Below are 14,563 nucleotides of genomic sequence, written 5' to 3' on the forward strand. Positions count from 1 at the left end.
CATGGACACCCTTCGTGCCCTGGCCGCACGGATCGACGAGGCGAGCGCCACGTTGACCGCGCTGTCCCGCTCGGTCACCGCCGCCGACCCCGCGCAGGTCTCGTTCGGCGCGGACGCGCCGGGGAGACCCGGCGAGATCGGGCGGGCGCTGCACCGGCAGTGGATCACCGCCACCGGTGACCGGGCCCGTGAGGCACACGCCGCCGCCGCGCAGTTGACCGCCACGGCGGCTGCGCTGCGCCAGGCCGCCGACCGCTATTCCGACACCGACTCCGCCGCCTCCCGCCGGCTGGCCGGGGAGAGGTGATGGACGCCCTGGACCGGCTCGCCGAGCCCGGGATCGACCTGCTGCGCCGGGTCGACACCCTGCTCGCCGCCGGGGCTCCGGAGGGCCACCGGGTCTGGCCGTTGCTGCGTCGGATGCAGGTGCTGCCCGGCGACGCACTGCGCAGCTTCCTCGACCTGCGGGCGGCACCGTTGGCCGGTGCCGGGCACACGGTGCGCCGGCACGTGCACGGGTACGACCACGCCTGCGCCACGCTGACCGATCCGCTGCTCTGGTCCGGGCCGGCCGCCGCCGCGTACGGGCAGTCCCGCACGATGCTGCTGCGCCACCTCGACGACGGCCCGGAGAGTCTGGTCGGGCGTCTGGAGGCCACCGCCGGCTACGCCGACGCCCTCGCCGACTGGGTGGAGGGCAGCCGGCTCACCGTCGCCCGCACCCTGGCCGAGGTGATCGGTTCGGCCGAGGCGGTCTCGGTGGTGGCGGCCACCTCCATCACCCGGGAGTCGCCGCACTCCGGGCCCTCGTCGCCGGGCACTCCTGCCGCCGCCGAGATCGCGGCCCGGGTGCTGGCCGTGCTCTGCGTCGCGTACGACGGGGCGGAGACGCTCCTGCGGCAGTGGGCGCCGAGCCTGGCCGAGTCCCCGTTGCGGACGACGTCGACCCGGTTCCGCCCCGGCGCCGCCCCGGGCGGGACGACCACCCGCGTCGGCTGGTAGCAGCACGGCCAGACGTCCCGGCCGGGCTCGGCCGGTGAGCGGGGCGCGCTGGCACGCAGCACGGCGCCGCACACGGGAACCCGATCGGGCCCACGCGGCGGCGCCGTGACTTTCCTGCACCCCCCCGCAGGTCTGTCCCACACTCAACGCTGTCGAGCCCCGTTTGTCCCGTCCGTGACGGAGTATTCAGCCGTCCGGTCGCCATCGTCGTACCGGTCGGTGGCACGGGATCGGTCGAGTCGACAGTCATGGATGATTACGCGGTGCGGTCACCCGTCACGCCGGCCCGACGGAAATCCGGCGGCGCGTCGTAGGGTGAGGAGCATGGGCATGCTCTGCGCGGTCAGCTTCCAGCGGTACGGGCGTCTCTACTACCTCGACCCTGGTGACTTCCGACCGCAGGTCGGCGACAAGGTGCTGGTGCCCACCGACGACGGGCCCGAGGTGGCGGAGTGCGTCTGGGCCGCGCAGTGGGTCAGCGACGACACCGAGGGCTTCCCCCGGCTGGCCGGGCTGGCGCAGGAGGAGGATCTGCGCCGGGACGAGACGCTGCGGCGCCGCAAGGCGGAGGCGAAGGTCGCGGCGAAGCGGCTGATCCGCGAGCACGGCCTGCCGATGAAGGTGGTGGCGATCGACCACGTGCTCGGCAGCGCCGACGGCGGCGGCGAGCGCAGCACCGTCTATTTCACCGCACCGCACCGGGTGGACTTCCGCTCCCTGGTCCGCGATCTCGGGGCGACCCTGCACTGCCGGGTGGAGTTGCGCCAGTTGTCGGCCCGCGACTCGGCCCGGGTGCAGGGCGGCATCGGCTCCTGCGGGCGTGACCTCTGCTGCGCCACCTTCCTGAACGACTTCGAGCCGGTCACCATCCGAATGGCCAAGGACCAGGACCTGCCCCTCAACCCGCTGCGCATCTCCGGTGCCTGCGGCCGGCTGATGTGCTGCCTCAAGTACGAGCACCCGCTCTATCAACGCTTCCAGGAGTCGGCGCCGGAGGTCGGTAGTCGCGTCTCCACCCCGAAGGGGGAGGGCCGGGTGGTCGGCCACAGCGTCCCGCGCGACGCCGTCACCGTGCGCCTCGACACCGACGGCTCGCGCTCCCTCTGCTCCCGCGCCGACGTGTGCGGCTCACGCCAGGCGTACGACAGCCGTGACCAGTCCGGCCCGGAGGGCGTGACGCCCCGGCGCTGACCGTTCGGGACGCTGCTCGTCGTGCCCCGCTGGTTGTCCTGCGGCGACGGGTGTGCGGTTCACCGAGTTGCGTGGGGCCGGTCAGCGCAGGACGACGGGAGGTTCGGCCAGCCGGGGACGCAGCGGGCGGCCCGGGGCGAGCCAGGATGCCTCGGGCGATTCGTCGGGGTTGACGCGCCACCGGCGGCCCACCCGGTCGACCGCGATCGGATAGAGGGTGAGCGTGCCGTCCGGGTCGATGCGCATCCGCACGAAGCCCTTGGCGTCCTCGATGCCCTGACCGGCGAAGAGTTCGTTGACGTTCACCCCGAAGGCGCTCGCCACCAGCAGGTACGCGGCCACCAGTTGGCTGGCCACCAGGCCGATCACCGGCAGATAGACCGTGGCGGCGGCCACTGCGGGCAGCGGCCACGGCCAGTCGTGGAACGGCAACGACACCCACGCCCAGGTGCCGGCGGCGGCCAACCCGACGTGGGCCAGCCCGTGCCCGACACCCAGCAGCCAGTGCCGGACGTGCCGTTTGCCGCTGGAACTGGGCGGCTTCGCGAACAGGGCCGCCGCGAGCACGGTCACCAGCACCATCATCACCAACGGCACGCTGAACAGTCGCTGCTCCGAGGCTTCCGCACGGAAGTCGGTCACGCCGGCCATGGAGAGCATCAGCAGGGTGTGCAGGATGCCCAGCAGCGTCGAGAAGCCGGGATTGCGCAGCGGCAACCGGCCGAAGATCCCCCAGCCGTACCGGCGGGAGCGGGCCGCGTCGGGGTAGCGGGCGGCCAACTCGTACGCGCGAGAGGGGCTGGAGCGGCGGGCCAGGGTGTCCCGGGGCGGAACCTCGATCTGCTCGGGCAGCTTGTGCGTCGGGTAGAGGTACGCCCCGCCGCTGCCCGAGGTGACCAGTTGCCGGCCGTCCGGCCCGGTGTAGCGGGCGTAGTGGTGCAGGTCGCCGGAGATCAACAGGCGTACCTGGGCACCGGTGGGCGCGACGATGGTCCGGATGAAGTAGTCGATCGAGTCGTACGCGGTGGGCTGGTCGACGGCCTTCACCCAGGCCGGAGCCGGCACCGCCAAGATCACCCTGCTCTGCGGGCCCAGTTTCTCCGCCACCGCGTCGAAGTAGGTGAGCTGCGGGTCGTCGACGTACGAGCCGGACTGGTCGTCGAGCCCGAGCAGCCACCAGTCGGCGGGCAGTTCGGCGGCGAAGTACGAGCGGGACTGGCCGGTCCGCCAGCCGCCGAAGTGACGGTCCCGGGTCCGGACGAACAACCGCAGGAACGCGGTCAGCCCGTCGTACCAGTCGTGGTTGCCCGGCACCGCGAAGATCGTCGGCTGCTCCGGCGGCGTGGTCGGCAGCGCCGCCTGGTACGGCCCCTTGCACCGGTCCTCGTACGCCTCGTACGCCGCCGACGGGTAGACCTGGTCGCCGCCCATCACCAGGGTCTGCGCCCGGGGCAGCCGGTGCCCGTCCACCTCCAGCTCGCGCTGCGCGAGCAGGTACGCCACCGAGTACGTGGCGTTGAAGCCGTCGCCCAGGTCGGCCACGTAGTCGAGCCAGAGCCCGCCGTCCGGCCCGACCTGACGGGCGACCTCCGCATCCAGCGCCTTCTGGAGTTCGCGCTTGTCCAGGTACGCCCCGAACAGCATCGCCAACAAGGTCCGCAGACCGGTGCTGATCAGCAGGAACGGTGCGAGCCACGGCACCGGCTTGCGCGGCGTGAAGCCCAGCTCCAGCGGATCGGTGCTGCGCGGCCGTCGCGCCGCCCGCCCTCCGGAAGCCTCCTCGGCGTACGTCCCGAGTGGCGCCGCCCGGCCGCCGGCCGTCACCGGCTCGGGCGCGTGGTGGCTGTCGGCCTCGGGACGCGTACCGTCACCGGGCGGAGGGTCGAACGGTTCGTCGCGGGGGATGTGGTCGTCGGTCACCCGCCGGAGCGTAGTGCCGCGCGGTGTGCCGTGCCGAGCCCGAACGCGCCCGATGTCCGGTCCGTCGAGTCCGGGGAATCCCGCTCCGCCCCGGCGTGGTGCGTGCCGTACACTTGGCGATCGTTGCCGCCTTAGCTCAGTCGGCTAGAGCGACGCACTCGTAATGCGTAGGTCGACGGTTCGATTCCGTCAGGCGGCTCGGATAGCGGCCCTGACCAGCGGAGATGCTGGTCAGGGCCGCTTCGTTTCGCGACAGGTGTCGCAGGATCCCGCCGTCTCGGGGCTTCCGACGGTTGCTGCCGGGTGGTCACCCGATCGAGCTGACGACGCGGCGCGTGCGACTCGCCGCAGGCATGCCGTCGCGCCGTCCGGATGAAGTAGACCTCGGCGAATGGCAAATTGATCAGTGACTGCGCTGGTGGTCCGAGTGGCGAGCGCTGTCGGATTCGCGACATGGGGCTTTCGGCTGCCGTCCGGGTCGGGTCGACCACGTGGCTTTGCAGCGGACTTTCCCCCGTTCGACGAGCTGTTTCGGTGGGACGGCCAGCTCGGATCGCCCCGGTTGTCTGCTGACTGAGTTCGAAAGTCGGGTCTACGATGACGCCATCGATCGCCGGCGCGACGAATGGGAATTCATCAGTGGATGTTGGTCAGCGGCAGGTAGAGATCGAATTGGTAGGTGTCGCCGACGCCGAGGCTGGTCGACTGGCCGCAGAGTTGCGCGATTATCTGCTCGACGAAGACCCCGATCTCGTTGTCGATCAAGTTCGGTCGGACCCTCGTACCCAAGATGTCGGTGCCCTGCTCGTGCTTCTCCTTGCGACCCCTGCTGCCGTTGCCGTGGCCCGGGGCGTGCAGCAGTGGCTCGCACGGCGGGCGACGTCGGAGGTCGTCTTCCGCTCCAAGACCGATCAGCTCAAGGTGACGAATCTGCCGGCTCGTCGTGCCGAGGTGTTGGCACTGCAAATCGTGGCGTTGATCGAAGGCACATCCGGCGACGAGTAGCGGACGAGACGATGCCGGATCAAGTCGCTCAGCAGCCGCTCGTGATCATGCTTGGGGCGGATGCCTGGCCGGCCTGGCCGGATCTCGACAAGCCGGTCATCGGCCGCTCTCATGCTGCTTTTCTCGACTACGTGCGCAACGGACTCCACGTCCCCGGCGAACGCGTTCTTGAACTGTTCGGCTCGACCGCGAGCCCGCACGAAATGGTCGAGAAGATCCAAGGGTTCCTTGATCGAGGTCAGGCGGAGGCCTCCGATGTCATCGTCTACTACGTCGGACACGGTGACCGCATTCCGGACGGGGACGAGTTCGTCCTGCTGACGGCCTGTGCCACTCGGGCCGCGATCGACTCGTCCTCGCTACGGGCCAGTCATGTGGCCGAAGCCCTTCGTCCATGCGCCGGGAAGCTGCGCGTTCACCTCATCATCGATGCGTGCTTCTCCGCTGAGACCGCCCGGGCCTTCAACCGTCCGATCGGTAGTGTCGGCGTCGCCGTACTCGCGTCCTGTAGCAGTGGTGATCTCTCTTACGGTGACCCGGATGCCGAAACGACGGTCTTCACCGGCGCGTTGCTGAAGGTGCTCTGGCGCGGGGAGCCGGGCCATGCGCGCCGGCTGTGTCTGCGCGAGGTGGGAACTCTCGTCAAGGACGAGTTGGCCGACCGGGACACGAAGACGTATCCCGAAGTCCACGATCCCGAACAGCGCAAGGGGCGCATCAGCGAGGTTCCGCTCTTCCCCAATCCGCCGGTGCCGCCCAGGCCGCTGGAAGACCACGCGGTCCGGCCGTGGTGTGCCGTGGTGTCCGCTGCGGACGTGCCGGCCGGTGGCACCAGCGTCGGGCAGTTCGGCGATGCCATCGAGGGGTTCCGGGAGATCTATCGCCGCAGCGTCGCCGACGAGACCGGCTGGTATTTGAGCGAGCAACCCGAACTGGTGCGGTCGGCTGACGTGTTCGGTTCCACCCGGTCCTTTCAGGAGGCGGTGCAGAGCGTCTGCTCCGCCGACCTGGCCTTCTTCGACCTGACCGACTTGGAGCCGGCGGTCGTCGTACTGCTCGGGATGCGGGCGGTGGTGCGGCGAGGCGTGACGATCTGCTTCCTCCAGGAGGGTGAGGACAAGCACGGCGGGCTGGCTGGTGTGCCACCGTTCCTCCTGCGGGACATCAACGTGGTGAGCTTCTCTCCAGGGGGAGTGCTTCCGGAGGACCTACTGGGCGCTCGGGCGCTGGCCGGCATACGAGATCTCAGTCGCGCCCCGTTCAGGTATGCCGACCTGCCCGGCTTCGACGCCATCCGGCAGCTTCCACCGGTTCTCGACCGGACGGTCATTCCCTATCACGAGAGAGTCCTGGTCCTCTGCTCATTCGACTCGGCGTACGGCAGCCGGAACTGGCCGGAGATCCAGCGCCGGTTGAAGAGAGCGGTCGAGGCCCGTCGGACATCTCGTGGTGACGGCATCGGGAATGCTGACGATCCCGAGATGCGTGCGTCGGTCCGAGTGGAGCGGACCCTCGACATGGGGTCGGCACGGGTGGTGTCGGCGAATCTCCTGGAGGCGATCCGTCTCACCGACCTGTGTGTGTGCGACCTGACGGGTTGGAAACCCAACGTCATGTTCGAACTGGGGATGCGGCTGGCGGCCCGGCCACTCGAACCCGTCTGCATCATCGACGGGACAGCGGCGGCCGAGAGTAACGGCCCGAACGCGGATCGGCTGGCACGCATCGCCGGGCAGGTCGCCGGCCTGACCTCGCTGTTACGGGTGATCGAGTACGAACTCGACTGCGGGAACGAGTTCTACTACGAGATCGTCGATCGGCATCTCGACATGGTGCAGGAACTCAGCGAAGGGCCGGTCCGAACCTGGGTGGGCGACTGCCTGGCGGTCGGCAGCCTCTACCGGGTGGCCTGGCAGTACGCGGACATCCACCACGAGCCGGCCACCGTGAGCGTGGTGGAGGCGCTGCGGACCCCGGCCCGGGCGCTGCACATGAGCCGCCAACGGGGAAGTAGCCCGTACATCTTCCCGGCCACCCATCGGCTCACCGACGCCGCACGACACAGCGCCGTCGAGATGCTTCGCGCGGCCTGGCTCTACCTCAGGGACGCCCACGAACGCGGCAGGATCACCGGCGGAGACCTCGTCGAATTGAGAGACGTCGGCTACGACCTGGTGGCGCTGCTCTCCGAACCGCTCGAACCGGACGATCGCGCATTCAGCGAGGAGGTGCTCGCGGTGGTGGACGACCTCGAGAGAGAGATGTCAGGTGAGGCATCATGAACCTGGAAGCGATCCTGAACGAGGCGGCTCAGCAGCGTAATCGGGCGCGAGCCCTGACCACGCACGGGCATCTCGAACGGGCACGCGGGGTGTTGGGTGTGCTCATCGACGGACTACGCGATGCGCTTGCACGCGTCGAGCATCTGCCGCACAAGCCCCCTCCGGACACCGCCCAACCGGATCTCTCCGACGTGCCGATCCGATCGCAGTTGGCGCGGGCGCTCGCAGACGCCTACGGGATGCTGGGCGGGGTGGAGTGGCGCGACAACAACCTGGTGCGGGCGGCTGACGCCTATCGGCAGGGTCGTGACATCGAGCAGGGCGACGAGTACGGGGTGAGTGACTCCTACAACCTGACGAACTATCTGGTCGTCCTCATCCTCTGCAGTCCCGGTGAGCTGTCAGCCATGCGTGCCGAACTCGAGGCGGCCGTCGACACCGTACGCGCCCAGGTCGAGGGTGAACGGCGTGACCAGTGGTGGGCCTGGGCCGACTACGGCTTGCTCAGCCTGTTGTTGGGGCGCAGCGAGAGCGCCCTGCGTGCGTACGAGCGGTTCGAGTTGTGTGGTCCGCCGGCCTCGGACCGGCTGTCGTGCGTACGGGTGATCGCGTCGCTGCGGAGCGCGGGCGTGGTGGACGGCGAAGCCCTGCCGGACGGCGAGGACTGGCAACTGCGCTGACCGCGGGCAGGCCGGAAGTGACGCTCCGGCCTGTCCGCACCCGAAGCGACGTCACCACGCACTACGAATTCGACACGCCCTCGTTGAAGCCCTCGTTGAAACCCTCCATGAACGCCGAGAAGGACCCGGTCAGCAGGCACCCCGCACAGCACAGCGCGATCAGAAGCGCCGGCACCGCGATCCACAGGACGATCGCCCACCCACCCAGCCCGGCTTTGTTCGGCGGCTGCTGGGCGTACATCCCCGGCGGCGGCTGAGGCGGGTACTGGTGCGGGGGATAGTACGGCTGCTGCTGGTACGGGTCGTGTGGATGCATCCGGCCATCGTCACCACGCACGGACTCGCGCGGTACCACCCGATCGGTATATCCCGGACCACCGAAGAGGGGAGTCAAGAACCCGCACGAGCGTGCGGGATGCGGCACTGAGGGTGGCGGTGGAAGGTTGGCGGGGCCCAAAACCGCACGTTCGCGCTGCTTTGGTGGACCTGCGGGCTCTCGTCGCGCTAATCTTGCGCAGAACCGCACGTTCGTGCGGCGAGGATGGGGGCCTGCATCATGCTCGAACTCGATCCTGGCGCCGCTTTCGCCGGTGCGGTGAGAAAACGCCGGCGGCAGCTCGGTCTGGGGCAGGGCGAACTAGCCGACCTTGCCGGAGTGTCGGAGCGCTTCGTGTATGCGCTGGAGCGAGGAAAGCCCTCCGTCCAGTTGGACAAGGTCATAGCCGTCCTGTCGGCGCTGGGGCTCCACCTGGAGCTTCGTCGCGGTGGCGGGCCCGCCGTCACGCTCGGTGAAGGAATCCCCCGATGAGCGCACCGTCGGAGGATGCCCTCGAAGGGCTCCGCTCGGTCGACGAGGCGGACGTATTCAAGGCGGGCCGGCATGCGGGCACGCTTGCCCGTACCCAGGACGGCATTGAATTCCGTTACCTGGATACGTGGATCGAAGCCGGAGGGGTGCCCGTCGCCACCACCATGCCGGTGACGACTGAGCCGCTCGTCCGTGCCGGGGGCGCACTTCCCGCCTACTTCACTGGATTGCTGCCAGAGGGGCGTCGACTCGGTGCCCTTCGCCGCGCGGTGAAGACGTCGGCCGACGACGAGTTGTCCCTCTTGCTCGCGGTCGGGTCCGACGCGGTGGGCGACGTGCAGATCGTGCCGGCAGGTACGCGGCCGGCAATGGTGCCGCCGCGGGTGGTGATCGACGAGGTCTCCTCCATGAGCTTCGCCGACTTGCTGATCGAACTGGGCATTCGTGCGCAGCGAGAGGCCCTTCCCGGCGTCCAGGACAAGACGAGTGCCGCGATGATCAGCCTGCCGGTCGCCCGCGCCGGCGAACGTCACATCCTCAAGCTGAACCCCGCTGAATATCCACATCTTGTGGAGAACGAGAAGTTCTTTCTCGACGCTGCACGCAGGTCAGGTCTGAAGGTGCCGTCTAGTCGACTGGTCTTCGACGCTCGGGGGATACCGGGTTTGCTGGTCGCCCGCTTCGATCGCGTCACTGTGGACGGCCTGCCGCTGTCGCTGGCTGTCGAAGACGGCTGTCAAGTGTTGGACCGCCCGCCTGCCGACAAGTATCGAGTCGGTGCCGACCGCACTTTCGCGGGCCTGGCCGATCTCTGCGATGCCCGTGCCGTCGCCGGTCAGGATCTGATTCGACAGTTGGCCTTCGCCTACCTCACCGGCAACGGCGACGCACATGCAAAGAACTTCTCCGTGCTTCAGGGCCCCGACGGTGAGTGGCGGATCTCTCCCGCCTACGACCTGCCAAGCTCATACCTCTACGGCGACAAGACCATGGCTCTGTCGATCGGAGGCCGCAGCGGGGGCGACTTCAGGGCTGCCGACTTCGTCGGCCTGGGAAAGACACTTGGCGTGCCGGAACGCGCGGTTCGGCGGGTCCTGACCGGCATCACCGAACGGGCCGACGCCTGGCTGGATGAACTGCTCTCTCTGCCGTTCGACGAGGGCAGACTCACCAAGCTCGGACGCGTGATCAGATTTCGGCGCGGCCAACTTGCCCTGAAGTGAGCCGCCGGCTCCCACCCCGTGTCACAGGTGGCGCCCATACTCGACGGCGACACCACGATCGCGACACCAGCCGGAGGTCCCGCCGTGCCGTACACACCAGTCGTCGTCAGCCTGCCGATCGCCGACCGGCAGGTCTCGCACGACTTCTACCGGGCCGTTCTCGGTCTGGCCACGATCGGTGAGCCTGCCGGGGACGGCCTGCCCGAGCCGTTGCAGTTCGAGGTCAACGCCGGGTTGCGCCTGATGCTGGTGCCGACCGGTGGCTTCGGCTGGGTGCTCGGCGGCCGGGAGGTGGCCGACCGCCGGCACAGCGAGTGCGTACTCGGGTTGACCGTGGACGGCCCGGCCGAGGTCGGCAGCCTGGTCTCCCGTGCGCGTGACGCCGGTGCGGAGGTGGTCACCGAGGCGGGGCCGCAGCCCTGGGGGTACGCGGGCACGTTCGCGGACCCGGACGGCCACCTGTGGATGGTCACCGCCGCCGGTGCGGCCGGTCAGGAGGAGTAGAGCCTGCGGGCGTACTCCGGTCCGTAGTGGCGCTCCAGGTCGGCCAGGGTCTCCACCGGGTTCTGCACCTCCTTGATCAGGCGGGCGGTGCTGGGCAGGGGGTCCGCCGGCCAGCTCTCCGGCTTCCACAGCCCGGAGCGGAGGAACGCCTTCGCGCAGTGGAAGAAGATCTGCTCGATCTCCACCACCACGGCGAGCACCGGGCGGTGGCCCTTGACCACCATCTGGTCGAACCAGGGCGCGTCGCGCAGCAGCCGGGCCCGCCCGTTGATCCGCAGCGTGTCGCCACGCCCCGGGATCAGGAAGATCAGCCCGACGTGCGGGTTCTCCAGGATGTTGCGGTAGCCGTCGGCGCGCTTGTTGCCGGGGCGCTCCGGGATGGCGATGGTCCGGTCGTCCAGTACGAGGGTGAAGCCGGCCGGATCACCCTTGGGCGAGACGTCGCAGGCGCCGTCCGCCCCGGCCGTGGCCACCAGACAGAACGGCGACGCGGCCAGCCACTGCCGGTCGCGCTCGTGCAGCGTGGTGCGTTCCTTCTCGGCGGCGCGGGGTGTCGGGGTGCCGAGCAACTCGCGTAACACCACCACCGAAGTGATCTCTGCCGTCACTGTGTGCCTCCCCGTGAAGTTGAACCCGGTGGCGGCATCCAGGCGGGAAACCGCCACGGCCAGTGTAGGCGCGCCTACTGTGATGAGCTGTCTCCCCTGATGGGGGAGGGTGTGACCGCAGCACGAGCCGTCGACGGCGAAACGACCCGAGCAGTGGAGGCCCGGAGCATGGAGAGCCGACTCAAGGTACTGGGTCATCCGGTGCATCCGATGCTGGTCATGTTCCCGGTGGCCCTGCTGGTCACCACCGTGCTGTTCGACCTGATCGACACGCTCGGCGGGCCACGGTTCCTCGGCGAGGTGGCGTACTGGAATCTCACCGTCGGGTTGGTCGGCGGCCTGCTGGCCGCGGTCGCCGGGGCCTTCGACCTGCTGGCCATCCCCGCCGGGACCCGCGCGAAGCGGGTGGGCATCACCCACGCCGTGGCCAACCTCGCGGTGATCCTGCTCTTCGCCGCCGTCTGGGTGGTACGCCTCAACGCCGAGTCCCGGGCCGCCGGTGGCGCGCTGATCGCCATCGAGGTGGTGGCGCTGGGCATCCTCGGCGTCAGCGCCTGGCTGGGCGGGGAACTCGTCGACCGGCTCGGCGTCGGGGTCGACCGGGACGCCCACCTCGACGCGCCGAGTTCGCTGCGGCCGGCGTCGGCCGGACAGCCGACGGGAAGCGTGCGATGACCCGGAACTGGCGCGGCGGTCAGCAGGGTTGGGACCCGATGGGCGAGTTGCAGTCGCTACGTGCCGAGCTGAGTCGGCTGCTCGGTGGCCGTCCCGGGCCGCCCGAGGTCGAGTTGGGCGAGATCCCCGACGGCTGGGAGGTGGTGGTCAGGCTGCCCGGAGTCGCGCCCGAAGAGGTGGCGGTCGAGTTGGACGACCGCGAACTGTGCGTACGGGCTCGGACGGAGGCCGAGGTCAACGCCGATCACGGCATTTCCGGAGGTTTCGAGACGCGCGGCTTCGAGTACCGCATACCGCTGCCGTCGCGGGTCGACCCGGAGGGCATCGACGCGGTGATGGACCACGGCCTGCTGCGGGTACGGCTGCCCCGGGCCACCCGGCCCGCGCCCCGCACCATCACGGTCGGCCGCACCGGGCCGTACCCGACCGCTGCGGGTACGCCCCGTGGTGCCGACCCGGCGGCGGACCGGGAACTCCACCAGCCGGACGTCGCCCCCGGCGAGTACGAGCGGTAATCCCCTGCCGTGGCCGCTCCGGACCTGCTCGCCCCGGCCACCGGGCTGGTGCCCGACGTGGCCCGGATCGCCGTACTGCGGGCCAACGCACTCGGTGACTTCATCTTCGTGCTGCCCGCGCTGGACGCGTTGCGGACCGCGTACCCGGGGGCGGAGATCGTGCTGCTCGGCGCGCCGTGGCACGCGGAGCTCTGGACCGACCGGCCGGGTCCGGTCGACCGGGTGGAGGTGGTGCCGCCGGCCCCGGGCATCCGGGCGGCGGGCTCCGGCGAACCCGAGGCGAGCATGGTCGAATTCCTGGCCGCCGCCCGCGAACAGCACTTCGACCTGGCGCTGCAACTACACGGCGGCGGGGCGAACTCGAATCCGCTGGTCGCCGCGCTCGGTGCCCGGGTCACCGCCGGACTGCGCGCCGAGGACGCCCCACCGCTGGACCGGTGGCTGCGGTACGTCTACTACCAGCCGGAGGTGATCCGCTACCTGGAAGCGGTGGCGCTGGTGGGTGCCTCGGCGACCACGATCACCCCGACGTTGGCGGTGACCGAGGCGGACCGGGCCGAGGCCCGCAGGGTGCTCGGCGAGCCAGCTCGCCCCCGGGTGGCACTGCATCCGGGTGCCACCGACACCCGGCGTCGCTGGCCCACCGACCGGTTCGCCCGGGTGGCCCGGATGCTGCACGCCGACGGGTACGAGGTGCTGGTCACCGGTACCCCGGCCGAGCAGGAGGTGGTGGACCAGGTGGTGGCGGCGGCCGGGGTGCCGGTCCGGCCCCAGGTGGGCACGCTCAGCCTGGGCGGGCTCGCCGGCTGCTACGCCGACTGCGAGTTGGTGATCTCCAACGACACCGGCCCACTGCATCTCGCCGGTGCGGTCGGCACGCCCACGGTCGGCGTCTTCTGGGTCGGCAACCTGATCACCACCGCCACCGGACTGCGCGGACGGCACCGACCGATCACCTCGTGGACGGTGCACTGCCCGGTCTGCGGGGTGGACTGCACGCCCGGGATCTATCCGCACCGCCCCGGCGACGGCGACTGCCCGCACCGGGACTCCTTCGTCACGGACGTACCGGTCGTCGAGGTGCTGGAAGCCGCCCGCGAGCTGTTGTTCCGCTAGAGATGGATGTAAGGAGGGGACCCCTACTAACGCCTGGTGTATAGGAAGGGTCCCCTCCTTACATCCGGGGGTCGGCGAGGACCACTTCCCACGCCTCGACGTCGCGTTCGGTGACGGTGGTCGGTGACTCCAGGTGGTAGGCCCCGCTGGGCAGGACACCGGCGCCGCCGTGCCGCGCCATCACGGTGATCTGGGCGGCGACGTCCTCGCCCTGATGACGCTTGTGCACCCGCCGCCAGAACTCGAAACCGCCGCACTCGACCAGCTTGGCGCGGTCGTACAGGACACAGCCGCCGATCCAGGAGACCTGGTACGCCCGCCAGCTCCCCGGCGGCAACTCCAGCGCCTCGGTGACGTGCAGCAGGTTCGCCGCCGAGTGGATCTGCGCCCGGTCCCACTCGGGAGTGCCCGGGCGGACGTGTTCGGGCACCGGTCGGCCGGTCCACTCCCGGTAGTGCCGGTGCGTCTGCGGGCGTACGTCGTCCAGGTACGACAGTCCGTGCACCGCGTTGCCGACGAAACCGCAGCCCAGCTCCTCGATCGCGGTGACCAGCCGGGCCAGTGTGCCGGGTTCCAGCCAGACGTCGTCGTCGAGGAAGAGCACGTACCGGGCGGTGGACGCGGCGAGCAGGGCGGCCCGGTGTTCGGCCAGCCCGCGTCGGGGCAGCCGACGGGTCAGCAGCACCGGATGTCCGCGATACCGCAGGGCACGGACCATGGTGGCCGCGGCCGGGTGGGCGTACCCGGGGTCGCCGTCGGACTGGTCGCTGACCACCACCCCGAACCCCGGCACCCCCTCCTGGGCGGCGAGCCCGGAGAGGGTGACGGCGAGTTCGGCGGGCCGGTCCCGGGTCGGGACCAGGACGTCGAGCAGCCGGTCGGCGCGGAAGGCCGCGTGGTCGCCGGTGTCGAGCGGTCGGTTCACGGCGCCTTGCCGGTGGTCGGCGGGACACCCACCCCGGGCGCGGTGACCGGCTGGCCCACCTCGACCGCCTGACCCGAGCCGACCGCCTGACCCACGTCGACCGCCTGGC

The 14,563-nt window shown here is 70.2% G+C and carries 16 protein-coding genes and 1 tRNA gene; 13 read left to right on the forward strand and 4 right to left on the reverse strand.

Annotated elements, in window-relative coordinates:
• The first annotated feature begins 1 nt into the window (after position 1).
• From HUT12_RS02810 to HUT12_RS02820, 3 genes are all read left to right on the forward strand, one after another.
• Positions 2–307, forward strand: coding sequence for a type VII secretion target (locus HUT12_RS02810; RefSeq protein WP_176092378.1), 306 nt, complete (start codon positions 2–4; stop codon positions 305–307).
• Positions 307–1,002, forward strand: coding sequence for a hypothetical protein (locus HUT12_RS02815; RefSeq protein ID WP_176092379.1), 696 nt, complete (start codon positions 307–309; stop codon positions 1,000–1,002). Before HUT12_RS02810 ends, HUT12_RS02815 begins: the two co-directional genes overlap by 1 nt.
• A gap of 324 nt (positions 1,003–1,326) precedes the next feature.
• On the forward strand, positions 1,327–2,193 hold the full coding sequence (locus HUT12_RS02820) for a regulatory iron-sulfur-containing complex subunit RicT (RefSeq protein ID WP_176092380.1): 867 nt from the start codon (positions 1,327–1,329) through the stop codon (positions 2,191–2,193).
• A gap of 81 nt (positions 2,194–2,274) precedes the next feature.
• On the opposite strand, the gene HUT12_RS02825 is transcribed toward HUT12_RS02820, so the two are convergent.
• Positions 2,275–4,017, reverse strand: coding sequence for a metallophosphoesterase (locus HUT12_RS02825; protein WP_254877022.1), 1,743 nt, complete (start codon positions 4,015–4,017; stop codon positions 2,275–2,277).
• A 221-nt stretch (positions 4,018–4,238) separates the two neighbouring features.
• Between HUT12_RS02825 and HUT12_RS02830 the strand changes: the two genes are divergently transcribed.
• The 4 genes from HUT12_RS02830 to HUT12_RS02845 all read left to right on the forward strand — a co-directional run bounded on the left by HUT12_RS02830 (position 4,239) and on the right by HUT12_RS02845 (position 8,080).
• A tRNA-Thr gene (locus HUT12_RS02830) sits at positions 4,239–4,312 on the forward strand.
• A 398-nt stretch (positions 4,313–4,710) separates the two neighbouring features.
• On the forward strand, positions 4,711–5,118 hold the full coding sequence (locus HUT12_RS02835; RefSeq protein ID WP_176092382.1) for a hypothetical protein: 408 nt from the start codon (positions 4,711–4,713) through the stop codon (positions 5,116–5,118).
• 11 nt (positions 5,119–5,129) lie between these two features.
• The gene (locus HUT12_RS02840; RefSeq protein ID WP_176092383.1) at positions 5,130–7,400 is read left to right on the forward strand and encodes a caspase family protein; all 2,271 of its coding nucleotides are present in this window, start codon (positions 5,130–5,132) and stop codon (positions 7,398–7,400) included.
• A complete protein-coding gene (locus HUT12_RS02845; protein WP_176092384.1) occupies positions 7,397–8,080 on the forward strand; it encodes a hypothetical protein in 684 nt (227 codons plus the stop codon). The genes HUT12_RS02840 and HUT12_RS02845 overlap by 4 nt, the downstream gene beginning before the upstream one ends.
• A 61-nt stretch (positions 8,081–8,141) precedes the next feature.
• Here HUT12_RS02845 and HUT12_RS02850 read toward each other — a convergent pair whose 3' ends face one another.
• Positions 8,142–8,396, reverse strand: a complete 255-nt coding sequence (locus HUT12_RS02850) for a hypothetical protein (protein WP_176092385.1) — start codon at positions 8,394–8,396, stop codon at positions 8,142–8,144.
• Positions 8,397–8,636: 240 nt separating this feature from the next.
• On the opposite strand from HUT12_RS02850, the gene HUT12_RS02855 reads away from it, so the two are divergent.
• The 3 genes from HUT12_RS02855 to HUT12_RS02865 all read left to right on the forward strand — a co-directional run bounded on the left by HUT12_RS02855 (position 8,637) and on the right by HUT12_RS02865 (position 10,615).
• Positions 8,637–8,888, forward strand: a complete 252-nt coding sequence (locus HUT12_RS02855) for a helix-turn-helix transcriptional regulator (RefSeq protein ID WP_176092386.1) — start codon at positions 8,637–8,639, stop codon at positions 8,886–8,888.
• Positions 8,885–10,111 (forward strand): type II toxin-antitoxin system HipA family toxin, encoded by a 1,227-nt coding sequence (locus HUT12_RS02860; RefSeq protein WP_176092387.1) that lies wholly within the window; start codon positions 8,885–8,887, stop codon positions 10,109–10,111. Before HUT12_RS02855 ends, HUT12_RS02860 begins: the two co-directional genes overlap by 4 nt.
• A gap of 84 nt (positions 10,112–10,195) precedes the next feature.
• Positions 10,196–10,615, forward strand: a complete 420-nt coding sequence (locus tag HUT12_RS02865) for a VOC family protein (protein WP_176092388.1) — start codon at positions 10,196–10,198, stop codon at positions 10,613–10,615.
• Here the strand turns inward: HUT12_RS02865 and HUT12_RS02870 are convergent.
• Positions 10,603–11,223, reverse strand: coding sequence for a pyridoxamine 5'-phosphate oxidase family protein (locus tag HUT12_RS02870; RefSeq protein ID WP_176092389.1), 621 nt, complete (start codon positions 11,221–11,223; stop codon positions 10,603–10,605). The two genes, HUT12_RS02865 and HUT12_RS02870, sit on opposite strands and share 13 nt — an antisense overlap.
• Positions 11,224–11,391: 168 nt before the next feature.
• Between HUT12_RS02870 and HUT12_RS02875 the strand changes: the two genes are divergently transcribed.
• Genes HUT12_RS02875 through HUT12_RS02885 form a run of 3 tightly spaced genes read left to right on the forward strand, consistent with a single transcriptional unit; the run spans position 11,392 to position 13,529 of the window.
• On the forward strand, positions 11,392–11,898 hold the full coding sequence (locus HUT12_RS02875) for a DUF2231 domain-containing protein (protein WP_176095629.1): 507 nt from the start codon (positions 11,392–11,394) through the stop codon (positions 11,896–11,898).
• The gene (locus HUT12_RS02880; RefSeq protein ID WP_176092390.1) at positions 11,895–12,413 is read left to right on the forward strand and encodes an Hsp20/alpha crystallin family protein; all 519 of its coding nucleotides are present in this window, start codon (positions 11,895–11,897) and stop codon (positions 12,411–12,413) included. The genes HUT12_RS02875 and HUT12_RS02880 overlap by 4 nt, the downstream gene beginning before the upstream one ends.
• A gap of 9 nt (positions 12,414–12,422) precedes the next feature.
• Positions 12,423–13,529, forward strand: a complete 1,107-nt coding sequence (locus tag HUT12_RS02885; protein ID WP_131054199.1) for a glycosyltransferase family 9 protein — start codon at positions 12,423–12,425, stop codon at positions 13,527–13,529.
• 58 nt (positions 13,530–13,587) lie between these two features.
• Here HUT12_RS02885 and HUT12_RS02890 read toward each other — a convergent pair whose 3' ends face one another.
• Positions 13,588–14,454: a glycosyltransferase family 2 protein gene (locus tag HUT12_RS02890; protein WP_176092391.1), complete on the reverse strand. Its 867-nt coding sequence runs from the start codon at positions 14,452–14,454 to the stop codon at positions 13,588–13,590.
• Positions 14,455–14,563: the final 109 nt, after the last annotated feature.

The organism is Verrucosispora sp. NA02020 (genome assembly GCF_013364215.1).
Taxonomy (GTDB): domain Bacteria; phylum Actinomycetota; class Actinomycetes; order Mycobacteriales; family Micromonosporaceae; genus Micromonospora.

Bases quoted from the DNA above. Each gene is read 5' to 3' on its own strand.
- HUT12_RS02855 (WP_176092386.1), top strand. From the start codon at position 8,637: ATGCTCGAACTCGATCCTGGCGCCGCTTTCGCCGGTGCGGTGAGAAAA.
- HUT12_RS02820 (WP_176092380.1), top strand. From the start codon at position 1,327: ATGGGCATGCTCTGCGCGGTCAGCTTCCAGCGGTACGGGCGTCTCTAC.
- HUT12_RS02810 (WP_176092378.1), top strand. From the start codon at position 2: ATGGACACCCTTCGTGCCCTGGCCGCACGGATCGACGAGGCGAGCGCC.
- HUT12_RS02835 (WP_176092382.1), top strand. From the start codon at position 4,711: ATGACGCCATCGATCGCCGGCGCGACGAATGGGAATTCATCAGTGGAT.
- HUT12_RS02815 (WP_176092379.1), top strand. From the start codon at position 307: ATGGACGCCCTGGACCGGCTCGCCGAGCCCGGGATCGACCTGCTGCGC.
- HUT12_RS02875 (WP_176095629.1), top strand. From the start codon at position 11,392: ATGGAGAGCCGACTCAAGGTACTGGGTCATCCGGTGCATCCGATGCTG.
- HUT12_RS02850 (WP_176092385.1), bottom strand. From the start codon at position 8,396: ATGCATCCACACGACCCGTACCAGCAGCAGCCGTACTATCCCCCGCAC.
- HUT12_RS02840 (WP_176092383.1), top strand. From the start codon at position 5,130: ATGCCGGATCAAGTCGCTCAGCAGCCGCTCGTGATCATGCTTGGGGCG.
- HUT12_RS02845 (WP_176092384.1), top strand. From the start codon at position 7,397: ATGAACCTGGAAGCGATCCTGAACGAGGCGGCTCAGCAGCGTAATCGG.
- HUT12_RS02880 (WP_176092390.1), top strand. From the start codon at position 11,895: ATGACCCGGAACTGGCGCGGCGGTCAGCAGGGTTGGGACCCGATGGGC.
- HUT12_RS02860 (WP_176092387.1), top strand. From the start codon at position 8,885: ATGAGCGCACCGTCGGAGGATGCCCTCGAAGGGCTCCGCTCGGTCGAC.